Origin of the sequence: Pseudomonas sp. MD195_PC81_125 (assembly GCF_014060985.1) — a bacterium.
Classification (GTDB): domain Bacteria; phylum Pseudomonadota; class Gammaproteobacteria; order Pseudomonadales; family Pseudomonadaceae; genus Aquipseudomonas; species Aquipseudomonas parakoreensis.
This window is the reverse complement of record NZ_JABULD010000056.1, coordinates 1-1598: the sequence shown is the minus strand read 5'-3', so window position 1 is coordinate 1598 and position 1598 is coordinate 1. Positions and strand designations below refer to the sequence as shown.

At 61.7% G+C, this 1598-nt stretch carries 1 protein-coding gene; it reads right to left on the bottom strand.

The genetic code is table 11. The features are described 5' to 3' along the window. Positions 1-66: 66 nt before the first annotated feature. Positions 67-1482 carry a sigma-54-dependent Fis family transcriptional regulator gene (locus HT737_RS02920; protein ID WP_047294783.1) on the bottom strand — a complete coding sequence of 472 codons (1416 nt, stop codon included), beginning with the start codon at positions 1480-1482 and terminating at the stop codon, positions 67-69. Between the last annotated feature and the right edge of the window lie 116 nt (positions 1483-1598).

The window sequence follows — 1598 nt, the reverse complement described above, 5'->3', positions numbered from 1 at the left end:
GGAGCTGCCGAAGGCTGCGATCTTTTGATCTTGAAGTGAATATCTCGCTAGCGAGACTCAATCTCTTTATTGAGACTCTGCGATGCCCAAGGCCAGCATCTTCTTGTACAGCGTCGACCGCCCCAGCCCCAGACGAGCCGCCGCCTCCGGCACCTTGCCCGCACATTGCGCGAGCGCCGACTGGATCAATTGCCGGTCAAACCGCTGCCGCGCCTGGGCAAAACTCTCTTCCGCCAACGGCTCCAGCGTCGGCACCGATGGGCGCTCCACCGGGGTAAAGGTGCCAATGGCCGCGCGAATATCCTCGTCGGTGAGGACCAGGTCATCGCTGAGCAGCGCTGCGCGTTCCAGCACGTTGCGCAATTCACGAATGTTTCCCGGCCACGCATGTTGTCCAAGCAACTCCAGCGCTGTACGGCTCAGCTCATGCTGGCTGCGTAACTCTTCAAGGATCGCTTCGCTGAGCGCCGGCAAGTCATCGAGACGTTCGCGCAGCGGCGGAACATGGATCGGTAGCACATTGAGGCGGTAATACAGGTCGGCGCGGAACTCACCGCGCTTGATCGCCGCTTGCAGATCGGTCGACGTCGCTGCGATCACCCGTACATCGCTCTGGATCACGTCGTTGGAGCCAACCGGTTCGAATTCCTTTTCCTGCAATACCCGCAGCAGTTTGCTTTGCAGCGGTAACGGCATGTCGCCAATCTCGTCGAGAAACAGCGTCCCGCCCTGAGCAATCTGCAACTTGCCGGTACGCCCCTTGCGATCAGCGCCGGTAAACGCGCCAGGCGCAGTGCCGAAGAACTCGGCTTCCAGCAGCGCTTCGGGAATCGCCGCGCTGTTGATGCTGACGAACGCCTTGTGCGCCCGGGGCGAGGCGCTGTGAATCGCCTGGGCCAGCAGCTCTTTACCTGTGCCGGTCTCACCGAGCAGCAACACCGGGGATTCGGCGCTGGCACTGCGCCGGGCGCGGCGTTTGACGTCGAGGCTGGCGCTGCTGGTGCCGATGAAATGGGCGAAGTTGTATTTGGTCTGCCGGGCCCGCAGCAGCGAGCGGGTCGAGGCCAGCTCTTCCTGCATGCTCAGGTAGCGCTTGAGCATCGGCGACAGCGTGCGCAACTCATCGAACAGGGCAAAACCGATAGCGCCAATCACCGCGCCGGCGTCGTCGTGGATCGGCAGGCGCATGACCACCAACGGCTCTTTTGGCGTGTCCTGCATGTCCAGCAGAATGGGGCGGCCGGTACGCACCACTTCACGCAGCAGGCTGCCGGGGATCACGCTTTCGCAGGGTTTGCCGATGGCTTTTTTCGCCGACTCCAGCCCAAAACGCCGGGCATAGCGCTCGTTCATCCAGACGATGTTGGCATCGCGATCGACAATCACCGTGCCTTCGCTGGACTGCTCGATGATCTCGAACAGCGAGCGGATCGCCAGCGTGCGCACGCGTTGGTAGTCCTTGAGGCTTTCGGTGGTGTTCATGCGTGGTTTGATCCGGAGTTTGGGTTGTCTGTTCGGGCCTCTTCGCTGGCAAGCCAGCTCCCACAGGTTTCTCTGGGGTACCCCATATTTGGGTACAACCCGAATCCCTGTGGGAG

What these genes read in the sequence shown, in the direction of transcription:
- HT737_RS02920 (WP_047294783.1), bottom strand. Translation starts at nt 1,482, where the DNA reads ATGAACACCACCGAAAGCCTCAAGGACTACCAACGCGTGCGCACGCTG.